Below are 26,818 nucleotides of genomic sequence, written 5' to 3' on the forward strand. Positions count from 1 at the left end.
CCTTCACATGACTCAATTTTTTAACTATAAATTTGAATGATCATTCAAAAAAACATATTTTAAATTCAGTATGGGCAAAAGCCTATTTTTTATATTAATTTAAAAATGGTACAAAAAATGCTTGGAATGTACAGAACTTTTATAAGGATAGAAGATGAAAAAAACACTGACTGCTCTGACTTTAAGTCTCGGTTTATTATTGCCCTTTTCAACCTTTGCAAAAAATAATGTTGTTGTGGTTGCAACGGGCGGTACGATTGCAGGTGCAGGCGCAAGCTCTACCAATAGTGCAACCTATACAGCAGCCAAAGTTCCTGTCGATGACTTACTGAATGCTGTCCCACAAATTCAAAACCTTGCCAATGTCACAGGCGTGCAAGCACTGCAAGTGGCATCTGAAAGCATTACAGATAAAGAACTTTTAACCATTGCCCGTAAAGTCAACGAATTGGTTAAAAAGCCTGATGTCAATGGTGTGGTCATTACACATGGCACAGATACCCTAGAAGAAACAGCATTTTTTTTAAGCCTTACTGTCCATACCGATAAACCCATCGTCGTCGTCGGTTCAATGCGCCCACCTTCAGCCTTGTCTGCCGATGGCCCTTTGAACCTTTATAGTGCAGTTGCACTTGCTGCTGCGGATAGCGCCAAAGCTAAAGGCGTACTTGTACTGATGAATGATAGTATTTTTGCAGCACGTGATGTGACCAAGACCATCAATATTCACACCGATGCTTTTGCAAGCCAATGGGGTGCTTTAGGCACATTGGTTGAAGCGAAACCCTATTGGTTTAGAAGTGTCGCTAAGCGTTTTAACAATAGCTCTGAATTTAATATTGAGAATATTCAAGGCGATGCCTTACCACTCGTCCAAATCGTATATGGTTCAGGCAATATGCTGCCTGATGCCTATTTGGCATATGCCAAAGCGGGTGCAAAAGCCATTATCCATGCAGGAACAGGAAATGGCTCTGTTGCAAAATACCTTGTACCAACATTAACTGATCTACAAAAACAAGGTGTGCAAATTATTCGCTCGTCACGTGTTCCTCAAGGTTTTGTATTACGTAATGCTGAGCAACCTGATGATCAATACGGTTGGGTCGTTGCTCACGATTTTAATCCGCAAAAAGCCAAACTACTTGCCACGCTTGCACTGACTAAAACCAAAGATGCCAAAGAAATTCAACGCATGTTTTGGGAATATTAATTCAACATATTGTTATTACAAATAAAAAATAAGCGCCAATGTGGCGCTTATTTTGACTTGATCGTATGTAATTGCTTATTCTGCTGCAGCAGCAGATGTTTCAGATGCCTCACGATATTCTTTGGCTTTGCTTAAATCTTTTTTCAAACCAAAACCACCTGTTTCATACAAGTTTGCTAGACTTTCGAGCGCATCATGATCACCTTGCTCGTATGCCAACTCATAGTATTGAGCAGCACGTTTAAAGTCTTTTTTCACGCCTTCGCCATTTTCATACAACAGACCAATATTTGAAGAAGCGAGTTCATTGCCTTGCTCAGATGCTGCACTATACAGTTCAAGTGCTTTCGCATAATTTTGTGCAACACCTTCACCATCATGATATAAAACACCAAGGTTATTTTGTGCATCACGATTCCCTTGATCTACTGCCATTTTATAATATTTCACAGCAAGATTTAGATCTTTAGTAACGTATTCTCCCATTTCATAATTATAACCTAGATGATATTGAGCATCAGCCAAACCGCCATCAGCCGCTTTTTTGATCCATTGCATCGATTTTTTGGCGTCAGCTTTCACGCCTTCCTCACCTGTTTCTAAGGTTTGCCCATAGCGATACTGTGCCAACAAATGCCCTTTTTCAGCGGCTTTGAGCAACCATTTCATGGCCTCTACATTATTTTCTTCGACAGCTTCGCCTTCATCGTACATATAACCGATAGAATAAATCGCTTCTAAATTGCCTTTTGCTGCTGATTTTCTATACCACTCTAAGGCTTTATGCAAATCTTCTTCAACGCCATAACCTTGATAATAGGCTTCCCCTAATTCATATTGTGCTTGTGCATCTCCTGACTCAGCTTTTTTCACTAAAGTCGCGCTGTATTGTACTTCTTCAGCATTGACCATTGTGCTAACAGGTAATGCTAAACAACCCAAGAGTAAAAGTGTTTTAATTTTCATTTGTTTCCTTTTCAGAAAGTTTGAGTCAAATTATTGTTAATATCAATGATATGAATATTTTCTCCTGATTGCAAAATATTCAACTATTCATTAACAAAATCACTTCAATCAACTTTCGTCTGCATATCTAAATGAAGCGTGGTAAAATCATCGGCTGTTATAAAAGGGATTCATCTATGCAGTTTGTTCATCTTGGTATTCATACAGAGTTTTCGATTACAGAATCGATTGTACGTATACCTGATCTGATTTCGGCTGCTGCAAAGGATGAAATGCCTGCTCTTGCAATCACAGATCTCTCTAATTTACATGCCGCTGTCAAATTTTATAATAAGTGTTTAGGCAAAGGTATTAAACCTATTTTCGGCAGTACCATTCGTCTCAACGATGCTCATCATAAAGCTACATTGCTTGCAATGACTAAAAAAGGATGGCGTGGACTCACTGAAATTGTGTCGCGTGGCTTTATTGAGGGGCAACAACTGTCCATCCCATGTATTCAAAAAGAATGGATTTTAGAACAACAACAAGACATTATTGTTCTGCTAGGTTTACACAGCGATGTGGGACAAATGCTCATCTCCTCTAATCCTCAAAAAGCTGAGCCTTTACTTGAAGAATGGATCGAAAAATTTGGCAATCGTGTTTATCTTGCACTCACCCGTACTGATCGTCCAAGAGAAGAAGAATTTAACCAAGAAGCAGTTAAATTAGCGTGTAAATATAATATCGGTGTGGTTGCACACAATGATGTACATTTTATTAAATCTGAAGATTTTGAAGCACATGAAGCACGTGTATGTATTGCTGACGGTTATGTTTTAGGTGACGATAAACGTCCAAAAAATTATAGTCCACAGCAGTATTTTAAAACCGCTGCGGAAATGGTTGAACTCTTTTCAGATATTCCAAGTGCGATTCAAAATACCGTAGAGATTGCTAAACGTTGTACGGTTTCTTTACGTTTAGGTTTCCATGACTTACCTGATTATCCGATTCCTGAAGGTCATACCATTGATACCTTCTTTGAGCATTTGTCTGAAGAAGGCTTAGAAGAACGTCTTGCGGTTTTATATCCCGTTGAAAAACGTGATGAAGACTGGGCTGAAATCCGTAAACCGTATGATGAGCGTCTTGCCTATGAGCTTGGCATTATTAATAAGATGGGATTCCCAGGTTACTTCCTCATCGTCATGGACTTTATCCAATGGTCAAAAAATAACGGCGTTCCCGTTGGTCCAGGTCGTGGTTCAGGTGCAGGCTCATTGGTTGCATATAGTTTAAAAATTACGGACTTAGACCCGCTTCGTTATGACCTACTATTTGAACGTTTCTTAAACCCTGAACGTGTTTCTATGCCCGATTTCGATGTCGATTTCTGTATCGCAGGTCGAGACAAAGTCATTGACTATGTGGCACGTCACTATGGGCGTGATGCTGTTTCACAAATCGCAACATTCGGTACCATGGCCGCAAAAGGTGCAATTCGAGATGTGGCGCGTGTCTTAGGTAAATCCTATGGTTTGGCGGACCGTATTTCAAAAATGATTCCAACCAAACCTTTAGGCTTAAGTTTGGAAGAGTCACTCGAAGCTGAACCACAACTCAAAGATATTGTCACCAATCCATCAAATCCAGACAATGAAGATGCTGCTGAAATTTGGGAAATGGCACTCAAACTTGAAGGTATTACGCGTAATACAGGAAAACATGCAGGTGGTGTGGTAATTGCACCTACCAAAATTACCGATTATTCCGCTGTTTTATGTGATGATGATGGAACAAACCGTGTTGCACAGTTCGACAAAGATGATGTAGAAGCCGCAGGCTTGGTTAAATTTGACTTCTTGGGTCTACGAAATTTAACCGTAATTGAGGATGCTGTTCAAAATATCAATAAACGTGTTCAGTCAGAAACACCTTTAGATATTGCACATATTCCTTTAGACGATAAAGATGCTTATTTAATTTTTGCAGAAGCCAACACCACGGCGGTCTTCCAATTTGAATCCGTGGGCATGAAAAAAATGCTGAAAGAAGCACGCCCAAGTAAGTTCGAGGAAATTATTGCCTTTGTATCTTTGTACCGTCCTGGTCCAATGGATCTGATTCCTGACTTTATTCACCGTATGCATGGTGGTGAGTTTGAATATTTACATCCTTTGCTGGAAAGCGTGCTCGAACCGACTTACGGCATCATGGTGTATCAAGAACAAGTTATGCAAGCTGCACAATTTTGTGCAGGCTATACCCTTGGTGGTGCAGATTTACTACGCCGTGCCATGGGGAAAAAGAAAGTCGAAGAAATGGTCAAGCAGCGTGCGACCTTTATTGAAGGTGCTGCTAAAAAAGACATTGATGAAAAAACTGCCAACCATATTTTCGACTATATGGAAAAATTCGCAGGTTATGGTTTTAACAAATCCCATGCGGCAGCATATGCTTTAGTGGCTTATCAAACGGCATGGCTCAAAGCTCATTACCCTTCTGAGTTCTTAGCTGCCGTCATGTCTTCAGAAATGCAAAATACTGACAATATTGTATTTTTAATTGATGACTGCCGAATTAATGGTTTAGAGGTATTACCACCCTCGATTAATATGTCATTCTATCATTTCCATGCCAGTGATGAAAAAACCATAATTTACGGTCTAGGTGCCATCAAAGGTGTGGGTGAACAAGCCATGCAATCGGTCATTGACTCACGCGAGCAAGACGGTCCTTATAAAGATTTATTCGATTTCTGTCATCGTATTGACCTGAAAAAAATCAATAAACGTACCCTTGAAGCACTCATTCGTGCAGGTGCTTTAGACTGTTTAGACATGGAACGTTCAACCATCATGGCGCAACTGCCTGAAGCTGTCCAAGCCGCAGAACAAGCGCGTTCTAACCGTGAAACAGGGATTATGGATTTATTTGGTGAAGTTGAAGAAGTTCAGCGTAAACCTGCAAAACCTGTAAAACCATGGTCAGATGAAGTCCGTTTAAAAGGTGAAAAAGATACTTTAGGCTTGTATTTAACAGGTCACCCTATTGATGTTTATCGTCCTGAGTTAAAAGCCTTTATTTCACAACGCATCAATGAATTGACACCTACACGCCGTGGGGTAACGACTGTATTTGCAGGATTAGTTGTGGATGTGGCTAACTTCCCGAACCGTATGATGATCACCTTAGATGATGGCACAGCACGGATCGAAGTCTCTGCAAATCACGAACGTTTCCAACGTTTTAAAGACATTTTACAAAATGAAAAAGTCGTGGTCATCGAAGGTGAAATTTATGAACGTGAAGGTTTTGACCGCCCAATGGGACGTCTAACCAAAGCATTTAGTCTCAATGAAATTCGCCAAAAACGAGCCAATGCGATCTCGATTCAATTAAATCCTGAAGTTATCAGTAAAACCTTAGCATCTGATTTACAAAAAATTCTTCTCCCATTTTGTCATGTTGATATGTGTCAGCATATCCCATTCCAAATTCAAATTGATTATGACTATGCCAGTGCAGATCTGCATTTGGGTGCGCAATGGAAAGTTGCGCCTTTAGATGATCTGCTGTTTAAGCTACGTGAATATTTTGGTAAAGAAAGTATTCATGTGCACTATCAAGTGAAATCTAAAGCAGCCAAATCTGTAGATCATCGTGAACTTGCACAACCCACCCAAGTTGCTCCTCCGCCAGAGAATATGAGCATGGATGATGCAATGGATGTGTATAACGCTGAAGTCAATCAATTTTCTTAAGATCCTCTCATTCAAGCTAAATTTTGGAAATATCATGGATATTATTGATAATGCTGCTATTTCACAGCATTTAAGCCATGTGCGTATTGTCATGGTTAATACCACTTTACCTGCAAATATTGGTAGTGCTTTACGTGCAATGAAAACGATGGGCTTATCTAAATTGGTGCTGGTTGCACCAAAGACCTATCCACACCCCGATATTGATGCACTTGCCGCAGGTGCAACAGATCTGATCGAGCAGATTGAAATTGTTGAAACTTTAGAAGATGCTATCAAAGACTGCCATTTGGTTTTTGGTACCAGTGCACGCAGCCGTACCATTCCTTGGCCACTGCTTGATGCGCGCCCTGCTGCAGAAAAATCGATGCAAGCCGTGATTCATGATCAACAAGAAATTGCCATTGTCTTTGGTCGCGAAGATCGAGGGCTCACCAACGAAGAATTGGCTTTAGCAAATTATCATGTGACTATTCCTGTAAATAGTGACTATGGCGTCCTCAATGTTGCACAGGCCATTCAAGTACTCTGTTACGAAATGCGTATGGCTACTTTAGCTTTTGCAGATAAACAGCATGACGATCAAGCTGTTATGCATGTCACTGATTCTGAAGACATGCATTGGGATGAACCACTTGTAACACATGAACAAATGGAACAATTCTACCCACATATTGAAAAAATGTTGGCAGAAATTGAGTTTATGGATCCTCAAAATCCAAGATTATTACCATTACGCTTGCGCCGTTTATTTGGACGTATACAATTAGATAAAATGGAATATCATTTACTTCGAGGCATTTTTAGCCGAGTTCAAGCCTTGAATAATGGCACATGGAAAAGTTCAAAACCCAAAGAGGATCAAAACTAATGCTGAAACAGCTCAAAGAAGATATCCAAGCTGTGTTTGCGCGTGATCCTGCCGCACGCAATACATTTGAAGTTTTAACCACTTATCCAGGGATTCATGCACTCATTATGCATCGTGTTGCCCATGAACTATGGAAAAAAGAGTGTAAAACCTCAGCACGCATATTGTCCTCTTTTAGTCGTTTTGCCACAGGCATTGAAATTCATCCTGGTGCAAAAATTGGTAAACGCTTTTTCATTGACCACGGTATGGGTGTGGTGATTGGAGAAACGGCTGAAATTGGTGATGATGTCACTTTGTATCATGGCGTAACTTTGGGTGGTACAACATGGAATAAAGGCAAACGCCACCCGACTTTAGAAGACGGTGTTGTTGTCGGTGCAGGTGCAAAAATTTTAGGTCCCTTCACTGTCGGTAAAAATGCTAAAGTGGGTTCCAATGCCGTTGTAACAAAAGCCATTCCTGAAGGTGCAACGGCTGTCGGCAGTGCTGCCCGTTTAATTTTCAAAGATAAAGAAAATCACAACGAGCAAGAAAAACAACGTCGTGATTATGCAGAAAGTATTGGTTTTCAACCCTATGCAGCAACACAAGATCAATCTGATCCAATGCTTGATGGTATGCGTGTTTTACTTGAACGTATTCAACAAAATGAAATGCGAATGAATAATTTATGTCATCGTTTATCATTGCTTGACCCGACGTTTAATCAACAACAAGCCAAAGAAACGCCTTTTAGTGAAGAAGAACTAAAAATTATTGAAGATGTACGCCGTGAGTGTGAAGCACAAAGTAAATAGCGTCAAAGTGCCTAGTTGATCTAGGCACTCCCCTCTTCATGTTATTGAATCTACAAAAAAATAACAATAATTGCGTTAAACACGTTTGCTTTCTGTATAAATTTTAAAACTTTAAGCTTTAAGCGTTGCATGTTTAAATAAGTTTTCTTAGACTGCTACATATACTTAATTTTTGACTTATACAACAAATCTTTGGAAGATAAATATGACGATTAAGCCTCTAGCAGTCGCTCTTTTTTCAGCTTCATTACTTGCAGCTTGCTCAACGACTACGATAAACAAAACTCAAAATCAAGTCGTCAATAATGAACCAATCGTCTACACTGAACCTGAAATTTCGCCACCATTTTACGCACTTAATCCATTTAATTATAACCAACCTCCTGTTTTTGAAATTGAATTACAAAAAGCTGCTGCAGCACCTGTACAAAAAATGGAAGTGCCTGACCCAAATAATCTAAATGCTAAAATTATTTTAGATACCAATAAATTGATCGTGCCTACAGTCAACAGTACGCAACGCGCAATGAAATATGCGGTAATTGCAGGTCAAGATGAAATAGACATCACCAATATTGATGATTTTTTACAAATGGTAGAAGGTAAAGCACGCCACTATCCACCACAATTTACTGACCGTCAAGAACGCCGTGGTTTTGAAAGCAAACTTAAAGAAGTATCAACCCAATTAGACACTCTTGCTGCAAATCCGAATGCCTCGTTCGATATTCTTATTCGTGCATTTAAAGCCAGTGTTATGGGACGTAACTTAGATTTAGGTTCATCTTATACCACCAAGTCTTTAGACTATGCACAACGCATTTTAAAAATTAACAAAGATGACCAAGAAGCCAACTTATGGTTCGGTTTCTCATTGTCTGAAGGTGGCGGTCAAAAAGAAGCGATGCCATATTTAAACAATGCAATGAAATCTGAGGTACAAGAAGCTTATTTATCTGCCACCAACAATTATTTATGGATGGATCAGAAAAAAAATGCCATTCAAACCTTAAAAAATTATAAAACAAAATATCCAGAAGAAGCTGATGTGGTTGACCGTTTAGTACAAGAAGTCGAAAAAGAAGGTCGTTACAACGTATGGCAAATTTTGAAAAATCCTGCCCAATCTAAATAATTACGCAGTATTTCTCACTATTTCATCATATAAAAGTAGGTTGATCCGAGTCAGCCTATTTTTTTGCAAAAAAAATTGAATTTTCTATGCAATATCGTATGATTTCGCTAAATGTAATGTGTATCGAGGATACTTATGCAGCACAGTAAAAAAAATATACTGCTAGTCCTTACTGCGATGGCGCCTTTACTGCTAAGTGGCTGTCAAGTTGTTAGTGTGAAAAGCCAAAAAGTCAATGTCACCATTGCCAATGAACGTGACAGTATCCTGACACGCAATAAAATGAGTGAAGCGAGCCTCAATGTACTGTCAATGACAGGTAGTGAGGCGAAAAAATGCACAGACCAACCTGATCAGTGTGTACAAGACTTGGAAAAAATTCCACAGATTCAAGATGAGCAATTATTATCAACTGCAAGTGAAATTTATCTTGCCAAAGCAATCGCTTTAAATGATTCTTCAAGTTGTAAGGTCAGCACCCTGTCTAAACATCAATCAGAAGAAAAACAAAAAATCAATAAAACCAACTATAACAATTGTTTAGACCAACAATTAGACATGCTCGACAAAAGTATTCGTTATAGTTATGCCTATTTATTTGAAACTAAACGTCAACCACAAGATCGTATTTTTGACAACAGACAAGTTCAAATTCGAGACTTTTATAACCAAGCTTTAGCAAAAATGATTACCACCTATGGTCTACGTAGCGAAGGTAAATCCGTTCCTAAAGAAATTAAAATTGGCAAAAGTATTTATAGCATTGACTATAGTCATTATCCGCAGCTCAATACCGAAAAGATTCAAAACCTTCTTTCGAGTTATAACTTAAACTTTTCAGGTTTACGCTCTCTGAACCGTAGAGATGGTTTCGGTGCTGAGTTTGTTGCAGTTTTAGATGATTCTGAACGTGCTGAGGAAAATAAATACATCGTCGATCCATTACATCACCATTATCAAAATGGCATTAATCCCAATATTCATGATCCTCGTTATTTATCGGTTAGTATTACCGCACAGCCAAAATCAGGCAACAGCGTAAACGATATTTTACATAATCCTAATTTTAGTTTAAAAATTTATGATCCTTATTTAATTGAAAATATTAAAGTCGCAGATAAAGACTATCCACTCGCTGCAAACTTCTCTGCACCTTATGGTCTATGGTTAGCAGAAAATAATCTGGGTGCTGCAGCATATTTAACTTTGATTGACCGTGATCAACGTTTGACCATGCCCCATTTATACATGTTAGAACCCTTCAATCCAAAGAAAAAAGTGATTGTATTGGTACATGGTTTAGCCAGCAGTCCTGAGGCTTGGATTCGTTTAACCAACGATATTATGGGAGATCAGGTTCTACGTGAGCATTATCAAGTTTGGCAAGTTTTTTATTCAACCAATATGCCAATTTTAGAAAGTCGCTACCAAATTAATGCCATTATTAATCAAACTTTTGACTATATTGGTCAAGATACATCAGCGGCGAAGGATGCTGTCTTGATTGGTCATAGTATGGGCGGCATCATCGCACGTTTATTGGTCAGTGATGCCGATTTAACTCAACCTGCGTTAAAAATGTTGAATAATCGTAAATTTGATCGTTTTAAAGATGATGATGTTTTCAAGGCACGTCTAATCATTAAACCTGTACCTAACTTTGATCGTGCAATTTTTCTCTCTGCACCACATCGAGGTACAGCTTTTGCAGATCGTTGGTTTACATTGGCAGCACGAAAAATTATTAAGCTCCCAGGTGCTTTTTTAGGTGCTTTAGCCGACTCTGTGACAGATCAAAATCTAAATATGAAAAATTTTGTGAATGAAGTTGGCGATGGATTGATTCAAAATGGTCCTAGTGATTTAAGTCATAATTCCAAATTTACCAAACTCACTAAAAATGTCATGCCTAAACAAGGTATGATTTTTCATTCCATTATGGGCAATAACTCCGATACCACAGATGAAAAGCTCATGACAGATGGTATTGTCCCTTATCAGAGTGCACATTTAGATGGCGCTGCATCTGAAAAAATTATTAAAGGTGGACATTCGATCCAAGAAACACCTGAAGCAGTATTAGAACTGAGACGTATTTTACGTCAACACCTTGTACAGCTCGGCTTGTATAAACCTGAATAAAGCACATAATAGCCCACAACATGTGGGCTATTAATTTATATACAACTCATTTTCATTTATAAAAGAAACCCTTATAACTGTTTATTTGCATTTTACATTTGTGAAACACGTGTAAAACTGCAAAAACTACTCATCCACATCCATTAACAAAGTCATATTTTCAGCTTCAAACACTTCTTTTACACAATCCAAAATCTTTGGAATATAAGCACTTTGGTCCATATTTCGGATTGACATGGAAATCGGACTATAAGCTTCTAAGTCTAAGATTGGAATATAAACCAAATTTCGCATCCCGATTTCACTCGCACTTTGCGGAATTAAACAAATACCTTCACCCGATGAAACTAAACCTAAAGCAAGATGAATTTCACGTACTTCCTGCATATTTTTAGGCACTAAGGCAAGCTCAGTAAAAATCGACTGAATTAAAGTTGAAAAGTTTGGTTTTTGTGATGCAGGATAAGAAAAAATCAGCTCATTGCTAATCTCAGATAAATACACACCTCTATCAATATGTTGTGCAAGAAAATGGTTTTTATGTACTGCAACCCATAATTTTTCTCTACGCATCAAAATACGTTTTACCGCAGGATCACTGATTCTTAAACGTCCAAATCCAATATCAATTTTCCCAAGTTTAAGTGCCTCAATCTGATCTTTGGTACCGCATTCGATCAATTCCACTTCTGTATCAGGATTTTTTTGTCGAAATAAATAAATAATTTGTGGCAATAACGCATATAACAATGAACTCACATAGCCAATCCGCACCACTTTATTGACCGAACTAATGCGTTTTGCCATTGAGGTGGCTTGTGCTGTATGCGTAAGAATCTGTACAGCATGTTGGTAAAAAAACTGTCCTGCTTCGGTGGTTTTCACAGGGCGTGAACCACGTTCAAATAACAAGATACCAAGTTCTTCTTCTAATTTTTGAATTTGGCGACTTAGGGGCGGTTGAGCAATACACAGCTTTTCTGCTGCTTTGGTAATACTTTGTTCTTCAACAACCGTCACAAAATAACGTAAATGACGTAACTCCATTGTATCAAACTCCCTTTATATACCTTTTAAGTATTTAAAAATACCAATTTAGCTCTAGTTTAAGATATTACATTAATTTAGGGTATATAAACAGTTAAACACTTAAGAAATATTTGCAATGTATACATCTATAGAAACATTGCTTGTTGAGATCCCAACCATCCGTCCACACAAGATGGCGGTTGCAACAATGCAAACACAAACCCTAGTATTGGTAAAAGTCAGCACAGATGATGGCTTTGTGGGTTGGGGAGAGGCAACCACAATTGGCGGTTTAGGCTATGGCGAAGAAAGCCCTGAAAGTGTAAAAACCAATATTGAAACTTATTTTGCTCCATTATTAAAAACTTTAGCAGGTTTAAATGTCGCACAAACCATGCAAATCATTAACCGTAATATTAACGGCAATCGTTTTGCAAAATGTGCCATTCAAACTGCGTTATTGGATATTCAAGCACAACGTTTAGGTTTGCCTTTAAGTGAAGTGTTGGGTGGTCGTTTACGTGACAGCATTTCAGTATTGTGGGTATTAGCATCTGGTAATACAGAAAAAGATATCGCTGAAGCGCAAAAAATGGTTGAAAGCAAGCGTCATAATGTTTTCAAACTCAAAATTGGTTCTCGCCCTGTCGAACAAGATGTAGAACATGTTTTAGCCATCAAAAAAGCCTTAGGCAATGACGTTTCAATTCGTGTTGATGTCAACCGTGCTTGGTCTGAACTCAGTGCGATTAAAGGCATTCAGCTCCTACAAGACGGTGGCATAGACTTAATTGAACAACCTTGTGCCATTAATAACATTGATGCAATGGAACGCTTAACTCGTAAGTTTGATATCGCCATTATGGCAGATGAATCTTTAATGGGTCCACAAAGTGCTTATGAACTTGCTAAACGCAATGCAGCTTCTGTTTTTGCAGTCAAAGTCGCCCAATCTGGTGGCTTAATTGAAGGTTGCGAAGTTGCCAAAATTGCAAATCTTGCTGGCATTGACCTGTATGGTGGCACCATGCTTGAAGGTCCTGTGGGCACGATTGCGTCTGCACACGTATTTTCAACATTCAGTAATTTAGCATATGGAACTGAGCTATTTGGTCCATTACTACTGACTGAACAAATTTTAAAAACACCACTTCAATATGAAAATTTTGAGCTCAAAATCCCAACAGGTTTGGGCTTAGGTATTGAATTAGATGAAGACAAAATCGACAACCTACGTCGTCAATAATTGAAGGAGTCGTCATGCTTTTCCAAGTAAAAATGGATGTAAATATCCCTTTAGATATGCCATCTGAAAAAGCCAATGAAATTAAAGCCGTTGAAAAAGCATATTCTCAAGATTTGCAACGACAAGGGAAATGGCGTCATATTTGGCGTATTACAGGTCAATACTCAAATATCAGTATTTTTGATGTTGAGAGTAATGAAGAATTACACAACATTTTACAAGGTTTGCCATTGTATCCATACATGGATATCGAAGTTGTTGCATTAAACCGTCATCCTTCATCAATTCGTGAAGATGACACCTGATTTTTAATATCATTTTATAGTAATAAAACAAGGATTGTTGGGGCAAGGACGTAAGCCAAAACCATTTAGCAAGCACAGCCCCACAGCAACCTTTTCATACTTAAGGAGAATCCGTATGAACCGTCAAGAGATCGATCAATTAGTAAAAAAAATGAACGTAGACACAGCAACAGGTCCTGTTGATGCTCGTGTTCAACAAATTGTTGTACGTTTAGTTTCTGATCTTTTTCAAGCTATTGAAGACCTCGATATTTCACAAACTGAATTGTGGAAAGGTCTTGAATATCTGACTGACGCAGGTCAAGCAAATGAATTAGGTTTACTTGCTGCTGGTTTAGGTCTAGAGCATTATTTGGACTTACGTGCCGATGAAGCTGATGCTAAAGCAGGAATCACAGGCGGTACACCTCGTACCATTGAGGGTCCTTTATACGTTGCAGGGGCACCTGAATCTGTAGGTTTTGCTCGTATGGATGACGGTTCTGAATCTGACAAAATTGATACTTTATTTATCGAGGGCACTGTAACAGATACTGAAGGCCGTGTAATCGAAGGTGCTAAAGTTGAAATTTGGCATGCTAACAGCTTAGGGAACTATTCATTCTTTGATAAATCCCAATCTGACTTTAACTTACGTCGTACGATTTTATCAGACAACAATGGACAATATGTTGCTCAAACAACAATGCCTGTCGGTTATGGCTGCCCACCTGAAGGCACAACTCAAGCATTACTTAACAAGCTTGGTCGTCATGGTAACCGCCCTTCTCATGTTCATTACTTCGTTTCTGCACCGGGTTATCGCAAACTCACCACTCAATTCAATATTGAGGGTGACCAATATCTTTGGGATGACTTTGCATTCGCTACACGTGAAGGTCTTGTTGCAGAGGCTGTTGATGTGACAGATGAAGCTGAAATTGCACGTCGTGGTGTAGATAAAGCATTCAAACACATCACATTCAATGTAGAACTTGTGAAAGATCAAGAAGCTGCACCAACAACTGAAATTGATCGTCGCCGTGCAAGTGCATAATGCTGACCTGAATACTGTGAGACTTGCTTAGTTTCACAGTATTTCCCTGTACCATAATTTTTTATGCATAAGTATTTATTCAAAATATTTATGCATAGCAATTTATGAAAATGTAGACAAGGTTATTCACATGATTGATAAAAGTTCAGCTTCTTTGAAAGAAGCACTTTCCCAAATCAAGGATGGTTCAACCATCATGATTGGTGGATTTGGCACAGCAGGACAACCTGCAGAGCTCATCGATGGCTTGATCGAACTCGGTGTGAAAGATCTTGTCATTATCAATAACAATGCAGGCAATGGTGACTATGGTCTAGCTAAACTGCTCAAAGCGGGTGCTGTCCGTAAAATCATTTGCTCTTTCCCTCGTCAGTCTGACTCTTGGGTATTTGATGAGCTTTATCGTGCGGGAAAAATTGAGTTAGAACTTGTACCACAAGGTAACTTGGCTTGCCGTATCCAAGCCGCGGGCATGGGCTTAGGTCCAATCTACACACCGACAGGTTTTGGGACGTTGCTTGCTGAAGGCAAACCGACCTTAAACTATGAAGGTAAAGATTTCGTTTTAGAAAACCCAATTAAAGCGGATTTTGCCCTCATCAAAGCACAACAAGGCGACCGTTGGGGCAACCTCGTGTACCGTAAATCTGCACGTAACTTTGGCCCGATCATGGCAATGGCAGCAGACGTAACGATTGCACAAGTGTCTGAAGTTGTAGAGCTAGGCGCTTTAGATCCTGAACATATCATCACACCAGGTATTTTTGTACAACACGTTGTACAAGTAAAACCTGCTCAATCATTGGTTACGGAGAATTAAACATGAGTTATACAAAATTAAGCCGTGATCAAATTGCTGAGCGTGTGGCACAAGACATTCCTGATGGTGCATATGTCAACTTAGGCATTGGTTTACCGACGAAGATTTCCAATTATTTACCCTCTGACAAAGATGTATTTTTACATTCTGAAAATGGTCTTTTGGCTTTTGGTCCACCACCTGCTGAAGAAGATCGTGATCCTGAACTAATTAATGCCGGTAAAGAATTTGTCACCATGCTGACGGGGGGTTGTTTCTTCCATCATGGTGACTCCTTTGCCATGATGCGTGGTGGTCACTTAGACATCGCGGTACTCGGTGCTTTCCAAATTGCTGAAAATGGTGATTTAGCAAACTGGCACACAGGCGCACCTGATGCGATTCCTGCGGTTGGCGGTGCCATGGACTTAGCCGTTGGTGCGAAAAAAGTATTTATCACCACCGATCATGTGACCAAAAAAGGCGAGCCTAAAATTGTGGCTGAACTGACTTATCCTGCCACAGGTTTAAAATGTGTAGACCGTATTTATACTGACCTCTGCGTGATTGATGTCACTGCTGAGGGCATGAAAGTGATTGAAAAAGTGGAAGGTCTTTCATTTGAAGAATTGCAGTCGATGACAGGTGCAAAATTGATTGATGCGACTGCTTAAGGCACTTTAGAAATATACAGAATCCCCCTAAATCCCCCTTTTTCAAAGGGGAACTTTGACCAATAAATATTTATTTTTCATTGGAAAGTCTCCCTCATTTCAGGAGGGATTAAGGGAGGTAAAGGATTTAAAAATGAAAAACGCATATATTATTGATGCCATCCGTACACCTTTCGGTCGCTATGCAGGTGGACTTGCACCTGTACGTACAGATGACTTAGGTGCATTACCAATTAAAGCTTTAATTGAACGTAATCCATCTGTGAACTGGGAAAAAGTCGATGATGTGATTTATGGTTGTGCCAACCAAGCAGGTGAAGACAACCGTAACGTCGGTCGTATGTCTGCACTATTGGCAGGTGTGCCATATCAAGTGCCTGCAACCACAATCAACCGTTTATGCGGTTCATCACTGGATGCTGTGGCAATGGCAGCACGTGCGATTAAAGCAGGTGAAGCAGATTTGATTCTTGCAGGTGGTGTCGAAAGTATGTCACGTGCGCCATTTGTGATGGGTAAATCTGAATCTGCTTATGGTCGTGCACAAAAGCTTGAAGACACGACGATGGGTTGGCGTTTTATCAATCCAAAACTGAAAGAAATGTATGGTGTTGAAACCATGCCACAGACTGCGGAAAACGTGGCTGAGCAATTCAACATTAGCCGTGCCGATCAGGATCAGTTTGCTTTGACCAGTCAACAACGTACTGCGGCTGCACAGGCAAAAGGTTTCTTCGACAAAGAAATTATTCCTGTGACCATTCCACAGCGCAAAGGTGATGCTATTGTTGTTGCAAAAGATGAACATCCTCGTGCAACCACGATTGAAGCGTTAACCAAGTTAAAACCTGTAGTGAAAGCCGAAGGTACAGTGACTGCAGGCAATGCTTCAGGCATTAACGATGGTGCAGCAGCATTGCTCATCGCTTCTGATGAAGCCGTTGCAACTTATGGTTTAAAAGCCCGTGCCAAAGTGATTGGTGCAACAACAGTCGGTGTTGAGCCACGCATTATGGGCTTTGGTCCTGCACCTGCGATCAAAAAACTATTGTCTCAAACAGGTTTAAGCCTTGAGCAAATGGATGTGATTGAACTAAACGAAGCTTTTGCAGCACAAGCATTGGCTGTGACGCGTGACCTAGGTCTTGCTGATGGTTCAGAGAAAGTCAATCCAAATGGTGGTGCGATTGCTTTGGGTCATCCACTCGGTGCATCAGGTGCACGTTTGGTGATCACAGCACTAAATCAGCTTGAAGCAACAGGTGGCAAATATGCCCTGTGCTCAATGTGTATCGGTGTGGGTCAAGGCATTGCTTTGATTATTGAAAGAGTTTAAGGAATCCCTCCTAACCTCCCTTTAAAAAAGGGAGGAACTTAAAATAAAGATTTAGGAATTCAAATGCCAACTTTTACATCGAATGATGCCCAAATCAATTACCAAACTTTTGGTGATGCAAGCAACCCTGCGATTATTTTTTCCAATTCATTGGGTACAAAATACACCATGTGGCAACCACAAATTGATGCATTACAAAATGATTTTTTTGTTATTTGCTATGATACCCGTGGACACGGTGCCTCTTCTGCACCTCAAGGGCCATATCAAATTGAACAACTTGGACAAGATGTGGTAAATTTACTTGACCATTTAAAGGTTGAAAAAGCAAATTTCTGTGGCATTTCAATGGGTGGTTTAACAGGTCAATGGCTGGCTATTTATAAGCCAGAACGTTTTAATCATATTATTGTGTGTAATACCGCAGCAAAAATTGGACAAGAACAAGCATGGAATGAGCGTGCTGCTTTAGTACGCCAACAAGGTCTGCAAACCATTGCTGCAACTGCGGCATCAAGATGGTTTACGGAAAGCTTTATCCAAAGCCAAGCCGCAACTGTACAATCTTTAAGTAACGACTTAGCAGCTGGCAGCGCAGAAGGTTATGCAAGTTGTTGCGAAGCTTTGGCTAAAGCAGATTTACGTGAAGAATTGAAAAATATTACAGTTCCAATACTTGTGATTGCAGGTCAGCAAGACCCTGTAACCACAATTACAGATGGTCAATATATGATTGATCGCATCCCAAATAGCGAATTATTTGAAATTAATGCATCACATATATCAAATATTGAATGTCCAAATGAGTTTACTCAGGCGGTAAAAAACTTTATCTCTCTGTAAAGGATAATAATAAGGTCTTGGTTCTGTCTTTACCCAAGGTGCAATAGCAATATTTCTATATTGCATCTACTTTATGATGAATATCAAATGAGAAACAGGACAAACCTAATCTAAAATTTAAACTCAATGATTATACAGGCTTAGATGCACATTTCTAAGATTTAATAGACCAAGAAGAAAACAAAGAGCAGATCATAGGATCTGCTTTTTTAGTGGAAACTTATAATATGACGATGTAAGAAAATGCTTACAGTTAGTGGTGCAAATTGCAGCTTTTCGGAGAAGCATGAATTTCATATTCTATAAACATAGGGAACAGGACGTTTCCCAGACACAAAACAACAATAAACAGTCTGAGCACCAGGAATGTGAGATTCGACAGGAGTCAGATCTAACTCACTAATATGAAAGAACCCCATCAGGATGATGGGGTTTCTTTTTTATATCTAATTTATTTTAAGGACTTAGGAAGATTTAAAAAATATTTCAATTAAAATAATTTTTAGCATAATTTTTATCACCTGTTTCTGTTATTGATGGCTATTTAATATTCATTATATTCTAATTAGTCTAAAACTTTCCCACCCGCCATAAAAAAACACCCCCAACCTTACAGTTGGGGGTGTTTAAATTTAAAAGCTGGCGATGACTTACTCTCACATGGGTAATCCCACACTACCATCAGCGCTAAGAGGTTTCACTTCTGAGTTCGGGAAGGGATCAGGTGGTTCACTCTTGCTATTGTCGCCAGCAAACTGTTATGGATACTCGCTATGGTCTTATTTAGATGCCACGGCTTTCAACCAAATGAGTTATTAACAGGATAATTTGAGTTGCTATTGTAACTAGCTTTTGAACTAAATCAAGCATTTTGCTTTGAATTCATTGAAACATACAACTGTTTGGGTGTTGTATAGTCAAGCCTCACGAGCAATTAGTATTGGTCAGCTTCATGCATCGCTGCACTTCCACATCCAACCTATCAACGTCGTAGTCTTCAACGGCTCTTTAGAGGACATAAAGTCCTAGGGAAATCTTATCTTGAGGTAGGCTTCCCGCTTAGATGCTTTCAGCGGTTATCCCTTCCGAACATAGCTACCCGGCGATGCGACTGGCGTCACAACCGGTACACCAGAGGTTCGTCCACTCTGGTCCTCTCGTACTAGGAGCAGATCCTCTCAAATTTCCAGCGCCCACGGTAGATAGGGACCGAACTGTCTCACGACGTTCTAAACCCAGCTCGCGTACCTCTTTAAATGGCGAACAGCCATACCCTTGGGACCTGCTTCAGCCCCAGGATGAGATGAGCCGACATCGAGGTGCCAAACACCGCCGTCGATATGAACTCTTGGGCGGTATCAGCCTGTTATCCCCAGAGTACCTTTTATCCGTTGAGCGATGGCCCTTCCATACAGAACCACCGGATCACTAAGACCTACTTTCGTACCTGCTCGACTTGTGGGTCTCGCAGTTAAGCGCGCTTTTGCCTTTATACTCTACGCGTGATTTCCGACCACGCTGAGCGCACCTTCGTACTCCTCCGTTACTCTTTAGGAGGAGACCGCCCCAGTCAAACTACCCACCAGACATGGTCCTCGTCCCGGATCACGGGACAGAGTTAGAACCTCAATATTACCAGGGTGGTATTTCAAGATTGGCTCCACCGAAACTAGCGTCTCGGTTTCAAAGCCTCCCACCTATCCTACACAAGTAAGATCAAAGTTCAATGTCAAGCTGCAGTAAAGGTTCACGGGGTCTTTCCGTCTAGCCGCGGGTACACCGCATCTTCACGGCGATTTCGATTTCACTGAGCCTCTGCTGGAGACAGCGCCCCCATCATTATGCCATTCGTGCAGGTCGGAACTTACCCGACAAGGAATTTCGCTACCTTAGGACCGTTATAGTTACGGCCGCCGTTTACTGGGGCTTCGATCAAGAGCTTCGCTTACGCTAACCCCATCAATTAACCTTCCAGCACCGGGCAGGCATCACACCCTATACGTCCACTTTCGTGTTTGCAGAGTGCTATGTTTTTAATAAACAGTTGCAGGGGCCTAGTTTCTGTGGCTGCTCTCAGCTCAGGAAGCAAGTTCCATCACCAAAAGCAGCGTACCTTCTCCCGAAGTTACGGTACCATTTTGCCTAGTTCCTTCAGCAGAGTTCTCTCAAGCGCTTTGGTCTACTCGACCTGACCACCTGTGTCGGTTTCGGGTACGATTCCTGTGTAACTGAAGCTTAGAGACTTTTCTTGGAAGTATGGTATCAGCCACTTTACTGTACAAGTACAGCTTGCTATCAGTTCTCAGCATAGAGTACCCCGGATTTGCCTAAGATACATGCCTACAACCTTTCACCTGGACAACCAACGCCAGGCTGACTTAACCTTCTCCGTCCTCTCATCGCATTACACAGAAGTATTGGAATATTAACCAATTTCCCATCGACTACGCCTCTCGGCCTCGCCTTAGGGGTCGACTCACCCAGCCCCGATTAACGTTGGACTGGAACCCTTGGTCTTTCAGCGAACGGGTTTTTCACCCGTTTTGTCGTTACTCACGTCAGCATTCGCACTTCTGATACCTCCAGCAGACTTCTCAATCCACCTTCATCGGCTTACAGAACGCTCCCCTACCACGTATACATAGTATACATCCGCAGCTTCGGTACTATATTTTAGCCCCGTTACATCTTCCGCGCAGGCCGACTCGACTAGTGAGCTATTACGCTTTCTTTAAAGGGTGGCTGCTTCTAAGCCAACCTCCTAGCTGTCTATGCCTTCCCACATCGTTTCCCACTTAATATAGATTTTGGGACCTTAGCTGGCGGTCTGGATTGTTTTCCTCTTGACTACGGACGTTAGCACCCGCAGTCTGTCTCCCGGATAGTACTCATTGGTATTCGGAGTTTGCATCGGTTTGGTAAGTCGGGATGACCCCCTAGCCGAAACAGTGCTCTACCCCCAATGGTATTCGTCCGAGGCGCTACCTAAATAGCTTTCGGGGAGAACCAGCTATCACCGAGTTTGATTAGCCTTTCACCCCTATCCACAAGTCATCCCCTGGCTTTTCAACGACAGTGGGTTCGGTCCTCCAGTTAGTGTTACCCAACCTTCAACCTGCTCATGGATAGATCACCCGGTTTCGGGTCTATACCCAGCAACTATACGCCCTATTAAGACTCGATTTCTCTACGGCTCCCCTATACGGTTAACCTTGCTACTGAATATAAGTCGCTGACCCATTATACAAAAGGTACGCAGTCACCGAACAAGTCGGCTCCCACTGCTTGTATGCATGCGGTTTCAGGATCTATTTCACTCCCCTCACAGGGGTTCTTTTCGCCTTTCCCTCACGGTACTGGTTCACTATCGGTCAGTCAGGAGTATTTAGCCTTGGAGGATGGTCCCCCCATATTCAGACAAGGTTTCACGTGCCTCGCCCTACTCGTCATCATTATATGTGCCCTTTCGTGTACGGGACTATCACCCTCTACGGTCGCACTTCCCAGAGCGTTCCGCTAAAACACATATAACTTAATGGGCTGATCCCCGTTCGCTCGCCGCTACTGAGGGAATCTCAATTGATTTCTTTTCCTAAGGGTACTGAGATGTTTCACTTCCCCTCGTTCGCCTCGTATGACTATGTATTCATCATACGATACCTACCTTATGGTAAGTGGGTTTCCCCATTCAGAAATCTCCGGATCACAGGATATTTGCCGCCTCCCCGAAGCTTATCGCAGGCTATTACGTCTTTCATCGCCTCTGACTGCCAAGGCATCCACCACATGCACTTAATTACTTGACTATACAACCCCAAACAGTCGTTCATCCCTACAAGTAGGATGAGCAACAGATCAACCAATTACTCAGTCAATCATACAGTTGGCGTCTTGTGCACTTAAGCACCGTACAGCTTCAATCTAAATTCATATACCAAAACGCTTGATTCAGTTTTATCGCTAGTTACTCATCAATCTCTCAAACTTAGAATTGCTTCTTCGTTTTTGATTTCAATGAGTATGAACAATTTATTTCAACTCAAATATATTCTGTTAATGATTCACTACGTCTTCGTCAGATCGCAGTCAACTGTGATAAATCACAGAGCTTAATAACAATGCAGCGTATTATACGCTTCTTTATCACTAAGCTCTATAAGCTATCATTTTATTTGCTTGTTTATTAGCTAGTTAACATTCCGTAAGAATGTGGTGGAGACTAGGAGAGTCGAACTCCTGACCTCCTGCGTGCAAAGCAGGCGCTCTACCAACTAAGCTAAGTCCCCAGCTTAAGATCTAAAATATCTAATTCCCTGTACTCAATATTTAATTTTTCAATTAAATAATGTGTTCGTCAGAATGGTGGGTCTGACAAGACTTGAACTTGTGACCCCACGCTTATCAAGCGTGTGCTCTAACCAACTGAGCTACAGACCCTCAGATACTTCAATGAAGAACAACTTGTTGTGGATTCTTACCGATCGTCAATCTTTCGTTAAGGAGGTGATCCAGCCGCAGGTTCCCCTACGGCTACCTTGTTACGACTTCACCCCAGTCGTCGGCCACACCGTGGTAAGCGTCCTCCTTGCGGTTAGACTACCTACTTCTGGTGCAACAAACTCCCATGGTGTGACGGGCGGTGTGTACAAGGCCCGGGAACGTATTCACCGCGGCATTCTGATCCGCGATTACTAGCGATTCCGACTTCATGGAGTCGAGTTGCAGACTCCAATCCGGACTACGATCGGCTTTTTGAGATTAGCATCCTATCGCTAGGTAGCAACCCTTTGTACCGACCATTGTAGCACGTGTGTAGCCCTGGTCGTAAGGGCCATGATGACTTGACGTCGTCCCCGCCTTCCTCCAGTTTGTCACTGGCAGTATCCTTAAAGTTCCCACCCGAAGTGCTGGCAAATAAGGAAAAGGGTTGCGCTCGTTGCGGGACTTAACCCAACATCTCACGACACGAGCTGACGACAGCCATGCAGCACCTGTATGTAAGTTCCCGAAGGCACCAATCCATCTCTGGAAAGTTCTTACTATGTCAAGACCAGGTAAGGTTCTTCGCGTTGCATCGAATTAAACCACATGCTCCACCGCTTGTGCGGGCCCCCGTCAATTCATTTGAGTTTTAGTCTTGCGACCGTACTCCCCAGGCGGTCTACTTATCGCGTTAGCTGCGCCACTAAAGCCTCAAAGGCCCCAACGGCTAGTAGACATCGTTTACGGCATGGACTACCAGGGTATCTAATCCTGTTTGCTCCCCATGCTTTCGTACCTCAGCGTCAGTATTAGGCCAGATGGCTGCCTTCGCCATCGGTATTCCTCCAGATCTCTACGCATTTCACCGCTACACCTGGAATTCTACCATCCTCTCCCATACTCTAGCTCCCCAGTATCGAATGCAATTCCTAAGTTAAGCTCAGGGATTTCACATCCGACTTAAAAAGCCGCCTACGTACGCTTTACGCCCAGTAAATCCGATTAACGCTCGCACCCTCTGTATTACCGCGGCTGCTGGCACAGAGTTAGCCGGTGCTTATTCTGCGAGTAACGTCCACTATCTTTAGGTATTAACCAAAGTAGCCTCCTCCTCGCTTAAAGTGCTTTACAACCATAAGGCCTTCTTCACACACGCGGCATGGCTGGATCAGGGTTCCCCCCATTGTCCAATATTCCCCACTGCTGCCTCCCGTAGGAGTCTGGGCCGTGTCTCAGTCCCAGTGTGGCGGATCATCCTCTCAGACCCGCTACAGATCGTCGCCTTGGTAGGCCTTTACCCCACCAACTAGCTAATCCGACTTAGGCTCATCTATTAGCGCAAGGTCAAATGATCCCCTGCTTTCCCCCGTAGGGCGTATGCGGTATTAGCGTCCCTTTCGAAACGTTGTCCCCCACTAATAGGCAGATTCCTAAGTATTACTCACCCGTCCGCCGCTAGGTCCAGTAGCAAGCTACCTTTCCCCGCTCGACTTGCATGTGTTAAGCCTGCCGCCAGCGTTCAATCTGAGCCATGATCAAACTCTTCAGTTTAAAATCAATAGTGTTTTATTCTAAACACCAAATCTGGCTCATCAATTTTCTGACATTAATTTCTCAAATAAACTTCGAGTAATTTCTACCATCAATCAATGAAAATAATTTCGATCAATCAACCAGTAAAAATCCACACAAGTTGTTCTTCATATTCTCTTAATGATCTTCTTAATGCTTCGTCAGCATCAAGCTAGGTCGGCTATATTACTCTCTATCTTTAGAAAGTCAACATGTAATGAAAATTATTTTTAATCCTTCCTTCTAAAACCCAACTTAATCAATTCAACCAAGTCATTGTTTTATCAGAAGTTTTAATCTTCATCACCGCCAATGGATGTGCATTCTACAGTATTTCAGATACGACGCAACCCCTTTTTTTAAAGTTTTTTAATTTTATGCATCAAGTGATCTTTTTTTAGTCATTTTGAGCAAATTTTCTATATTTTAGACTCAAAATATCATTTTATTTTTCTAAATTTAGGTTTAGTAATATGAACCAACAGAGTGCGCATGTAAGAAAGCAGGAATTAATCCTGTTAAAGCTGCACGAATATCTGCACGTTCATTAATAAGTTGATGTGAACCTTCTTCTAACATGAGCAAAGTCTGTAATCTAAATTTATGACGAATAAATTCGATATTATAACGCCAGTCTACTGTTTGATCTTGCGCACCTTGAGCAAGCCAAACGGGAATACGACACGCAGGACGATTTTCCATTTCCTGCATCCATTTAGACATCGCTAAGATCCAATCCATTCCCATCATACGTGGCTGTAAAGGGTCTTTTAAACGTACAAATCTTAAAAATTCAGGATTGTGGTTGTTACGTCTAAAGTGTCGAGGCACTTCGCGTTTAATTCTACGAATAATGCCTAGCCCGACTGAGTTATGCCACCATGCCGATTTTGCTGGGCGAATAAGCGGTGATAATAATAAAACACGCTCAACAATTGGGTTTTCACGGCGCTGTGCATAGTCAAGTAAATGATGCATTAAAATTGCTGCACCTGTACTTTGCCCAATACCGACCCACGGTTTAGCAAGTTGATCTGCATTTTTAACGTATTGATATACCGCCTGTAATACCTGTTGATAATGGTCAAAATTTTCAATATTGGCAGGTGAACCATTACTTAAACCATGCCCAGGTAAATCATAGGTTAGTACGCTAAAGCCCTGTTCTAAAATTTCTTGAATAATTGGCTGATAAATACCACTATGTTCAAGATAACCATGCAATAAAAACACTGTGCCTTTTATTTTTTCAACATTCGGTTGAAAAACCTGTACATGTAATTTAAATAATGGCATTTCAATAAAACCTTGCCAATGCTGCCCTTGTAATTGATCTAAACCATATAAACGGCGATAAGCTTGGATTTCTCTTGAAGGCTGATAAGCTTTATTTAAATTTAATGCTTCTAAAAGTTGTGGTGTTTGCTCTCGATTTGGAACAGGTAAATCGAGCTGTTTTAGAATGGTTGGATTTAAAAATGGGATGTCTGGCATTATGGCACCTCACGACAACCGCTTGAACCAAATAAAACATCTCGAATTGTTGCTAATGTTTCATAATTGGCACGGCGGCTGTGATTATAATTTTGTTGACTAGGTTGCCAGTCGGTCAATGGCGTTGGCATAGGTGCTTCAATAGGAATGGTTTCAATACCATTTAAAGCAAATAATCGACGTGTTCTTGGCATATGATAACGGTCAGTAATCAATAATACGGTGGGTGCACCACCTTTCTTTTGTAAAAGTAATGAGCTAAAGCGGGTATTTTCACAGGTATTCATACTTCTATTTTCAAGTAGATTAGCATCTACACCACGTTCTTTAAGCCACGCTTGCATATAAGGTGCTTCTACACCACTGAGTACAATCGGTAATTTAACTTTTTTTTCTAAAGCCACAGTCGTTTCTAATCTTAAACGGGTATAGGCATTGACGATAATATCTTTTTGATTTTTATCTAGCGTTAATCCGCCACCTAAAACAACGATGGCATAAGGTTGATTGGTCACCTTGCTTTTAACAGTATTTTGATTTTGTAAACTTTCAATATCTGCTTGAACGGCAGAACTTGCCAATTCACTTTTCACATGTTCTTCTTTGACATGATGCATTTTCAAAAATTTTAAGTATTGATCCATCAATACTTTATTATTTTCATTGTTTAAATCCAGTAAAGCTTTGACTGTTGTACTTTCATCGTGCTGCACATCAGAAGCAGCTTGTTCTATAAGTAAAGGAATAACGGGTTTATCTTCATTTTCCTGTTTTTCTTTTTGTTTTTCGATAATTTTTTCTTGCAAGGCTTTATATCTAAGCTGCAAAGTGCTTAGACCTTGTGCATCTTGACTATTAATTTCCTGTTCCATCAATTTTAAATAGGCTTGTCGAGCTATCCAAAGTTGTGAACCTGGTTCTAAATTTTCCGACTCAGACAATGCAGCATTTTGTTGGCTTTGTGCTGCCAACTGATTAACCTCTACAGGCACAAAAGTATTAAGTAATTTCACCATCATATTGGAATAGAACGGCGTATACCAAAAAACCATTAGAGCAGCCAAAAAGACGAATAGGATTGCAATCCATCGTACTGTTTTGACCATCCAATGCTGTTTTTTCATTT

At 40.8% G+C, this 26,818-nt stretch carries 17 protein-coding genes, 2 tRNA genes and 3 rRNA genes; 13 read left to right on the forward strand and 9 right to left on the reverse strand.

Annotation, left to right across the window (positions count from 1 at the left end; translation table 11 throughout):
* Window positions 1–154 precede the first annotated feature (154 nt).
* Window positions 155–1,213 carry a type II asparaginase gene (locus G0028_RS10630; RefSeq protein WP_180045760.1) on the forward strand — a complete coding sequence of 353 codons (1,059 nt, stop codon included), beginning with the start codon at window positions 155–157 and terminating at the stop codon, window positions 1,211–1,213.
* A gap of 75 nt (window positions 1,214–1,288) precedes the next feature.
* Here the strand turns inward: G0028_RS10630 and G0028_RS10635 are convergent, their stop codons facing one another.
* Window positions 1,289–2,179 (reverse strand): tetratricopeptide repeat protein, encoded by an 891-nt coding sequence (locus tag G0028_RS10635; protein ID WP_130073362.1) that lies wholly within the window; start codon window positions 2,177–2,179, stop codon window positions 1,289–1,291.
* A 176-nt stretch (window positions 2,180–2,355) separates the two neighbouring features.
* Here G0028_RS10635 and dnaE point away from each other — a divergent pair, with 176 nt between their 5' ends.
* From dnaE to G0028_RS10660, 5 genes are all read left to right on the forward strand, one after another.
* A complete protein-coding gene (gene dnaE, locus G0028_RS10640; protein ID WP_180045762.1) occupies window positions 2,356–5,928 on the forward strand; it encodes a DNA polymerase III subunit alpha in 3,573 nt (1,190 codons plus the stop codon).
* A gap of 34 nt (window positions 5,929–5,962) precedes the next feature.
* Complete coding sequence (locus tag G0028_RS10645) at window positions 5,963–6,799, forward strand: RNA methyltransferase (RefSeq protein ID WP_180045764.1); 837 nt, start codon at window positions 5,963–5,965, stop codon at window positions 6,797–6,799.
* Window positions 6,799–7,599, forward strand: coding sequence for a serine O-acetyltransferase (gene cysE, locus G0028_RS10650; RefSeq protein ID WP_180045766.1), 801 nt, complete (start codon window positions 6,799–6,801; stop codon window positions 7,597–7,599). Before G0028_RS10645 ends, cysE begins: the two co-directional genes overlap by 1 nt.
* Window positions 7,600–7,804: 205 nt before the next feature.
* Window positions 7,805–8,734, forward strand: coding sequence for an ABUW_2363 family tetratricopeptide repeat lipoprotein (locus tag G0028_RS10655; protein WP_130073358.1), 930 nt, complete (start codon window positions 7,805–7,807; stop codon window positions 8,732–8,734).
* 135 nt (window positions 8,735–8,869) lie between these two features.
* Window positions 8,870–10,876 (forward strand): alpha/beta fold hydrolase, encoded by a 2,007-nt coding sequence (locus tag G0028_RS10660; RefSeq protein ID WP_180045768.1) that lies wholly within the window; start codon window positions 8,870–8,872, stop codon window positions 10,874–10,876.
* Between the two features lie 126 nt (window positions 10,877–11,002).
* Here the strand turns inward: G0028_RS10660 and catM are convergent, their stop codons facing one another.
* Window positions 11,003–11,923 (reverse strand): cis,cis-muconate-binding transcription regulator CatM, encoded by a 921-nt coding sequence (catM, locus tag G0028_RS10665; RefSeq protein ID WP_130073356.1) that lies wholly within the window; start codon window positions 11,921–11,923, stop codon window positions 11,003–11,005.
* A gap of 118 nt (window positions 11,924–12,041) precedes the next feature.
* Between catM and G0028_RS10670 the strand changes: the two genes are divergently transcribed.
* The 7 genes from G0028_RS10670 to pcaD all read left to right on the forward strand — a co-directional run bounded on the left by G0028_RS10670 (window position 12,042) and on the right by pcaD (window position 18,144).
* The gene (locus G0028_RS10670) at window positions 12,042–13,151 is read left to right on the forward strand and encodes a muconate/chloromuconate family cycloisomerase (protein WP_130073355.1); all 1,110 of its coding nucleotides are present in this window, start codon (window positions 12,042–12,044) and stop codon (window positions 13,149–13,151) included.
* 14 nt (window positions 13,152–13,165) lie between these two features.
* Window positions 13,166–13,456, forward strand: a complete 291-nt coding sequence (catC, locus tag G0028_RS10675) for a muconolactone Delta-isomerase (protein WP_130073354.1) — start codon at window positions 13,166–13,168, stop codon at window positions 13,454–13,456.
* 115 nt (window positions 13,457–13,571) lie between these two features.
* On the forward strand, window positions 13,572–14,492 hold the full coding sequence (gene catA, locus G0028_RS10680) for a catechol 1,2-dioxygenase (protein ID WP_130073353.1): 921 nt from the start codon (window positions 13,572–13,574) through the stop codon (window positions 14,490–14,492).
* Window positions 14,493–14,622: 130 nt separating this feature from the next.
* Window positions 14,623–15,312 carry a 3-oxoacid CoA-transferase subunit A gene (locus tag G0028_RS10685; protein WP_174492520.1) on the forward strand — a complete coding sequence of 230 codons (690 nt, stop codon included), beginning with the start codon at window positions 14,623–14,625 and terminating at the stop codon, window positions 15,310–15,312.
* A 2-nt stretch (window positions 15,313–15,314) separates the two neighbouring features.
* The gene (locus tag G0028_RS10690) at window positions 15,315–15,965 is read left to right on the forward strand and encodes a 3-oxoacid CoA-transferase subunit B (protein ID WP_174492519.1); all 651 of its coding nucleotides are present in this window, start codon (window positions 15,315–15,317) and stop codon (window positions 15,963–15,965) included.
* Between the two features lie 133 nt (window positions 15,966–16,098).
* On the forward strand, window positions 16,099–17,301 hold the full coding sequence (pcaF, locus tag G0028_RS10695) for a 3-oxoadipyl-CoA thiolase (RefSeq protein WP_180045770.1): 1,203 nt from the start codon (window positions 16,099–16,101) through the stop codon (window positions 17,299–17,301).
* Window positions 17,302–17,364: 63 nt separating this feature from the next.
* Window positions 17,365–18,144, forward strand: coding sequence for a 3-oxoadipate enol-lactonase (gene pcaD / locus G0028_RS10700; protein ID WP_180045772.1), 780 nt, complete (start codon window positions 17,365–17,367; stop codon window positions 18,142–18,144).
* A gap of 637 nt (window positions 18,145–18,781) precedes the next feature.
* Here the strand turns inward: pcaD and rrf are convergent.
* The 7 genes from rrf to G0028_RS10735 all read right to left on the reverse strand — a co-directional run bounded on the left by rrf (window position 18,782) and on the right by G0028_RS10735 (window position 26,816).
* A 5S ribosomal RNA gene (gene rrf, locus G0028_RS10705) occupies window positions 18,782–18,896 on the reverse strand.
* Between the two features lie 161 nt (window positions 18,897–19,057).
* Window positions 19,058–21,950 (reverse strand): 23S ribosomal RNA (locus G0028_RS10710).
* Window positions 21,951–22,354: 404 nt separating this feature from the next.
* Window positions 22,355–22,430: transfer RNA gene (locus tag G0028_RS10715), tRNA-Ala, on the reverse strand.
* A 74-nt stretch (window positions 22,431–22,504) separates the two neighbouring features.
* Window positions 22,505–22,581, reverse strand: a tRNA-Ile gene (locus G0028_RS10720).
* A gap of 59 nt (window positions 22,582–22,640) precedes the next feature.
* Window positions 22,641–24,177, reverse strand: a 16S ribosomal RNA gene (locus tag G0028_RS10725).
* The 16S, 23S and 5S rRNA genes sit together here with 2 tRNA genes alongside, the layout of an rRNA operon.
* Before the next feature lie 486 nt (window positions 24,178–24,663).
* On the reverse strand, window positions 24,664–25,692 hold the full coding sequence (locus tag G0028_RS10730; protein WP_180046174.1) for an alpha/beta hydrolase: 1,029 nt from the start codon (window positions 25,690–25,692) through the stop codon (window positions 24,664–24,666).
* Complete coding sequence (locus G0028_RS10735) at window positions 25,692–26,816, reverse strand: YdcF family protein (RefSeq protein WP_130075452.1); 1,125 nt, start codon at window positions 26,814–26,816, stop codon at window positions 25,692–25,694. Before G0028_RS10735 ends, G0028_RS10730 begins: the two co-directional genes overlap by 1 nt.
* Between the last annotated feature and the right edge of the window lie 2 nt (window positions 26,817–26,818).

The sequence above is a fragment of the Acinetobacter piscicola genome (assembly GCF_015218165.1).
Lineage (GTDB): Bacteria > Pseudomonadota > Gammaproteobacteria > Pseudomonadales > Moraxellaceae > Acinetobacter > Acinetobacter piscicola_A.